1 pseudogene is annotated in these 254 nt (G+C 54.3%); it reads left to right on the top strand.

The annotated features are described in order from the left end of the window. Nucleotides 1–25 precede the first annotated feature (25 nt). A pseudogene (locus tag ACTFO6_RS19160) lies at nt 26–254 on the top strand (hypothetical protein); the annotation flags it as partial.

Below are 254 nucleotides of genomic sequence, written 5' to 3' on the forward strand. Positions count from 1 at the left end.
ATCTTACAGCGAGGACTCAGCGCCTGTGCAGGCACATCCGAGCATTGCTCAGGCAGTCATCCAGCGCATGGCGTCGAACAGTGCGTCCTGCAAGGCATGGTGCATCACGCTTGTCGCTGCAATCTTGGTCATCGTGGCCGACAAGGGCAAGCCTAAATACGCACTGATCGCTGTTATTCCCACGGTACTCTTTCTTGTGCTCGATGCATACTATCTCGCGCTCGAGAGATGCTTTCGCGTTTCCTACAATGAGT

It is taken from the genome of Pelomicrobium sp. G1, from assembly GCF_051905455.1.
Taxonomy (GTDB): Bacteria; Pseudomonadota; Gammaproteobacteria; order Burkholderiales; family UBA6910; genus Pelomicrobium.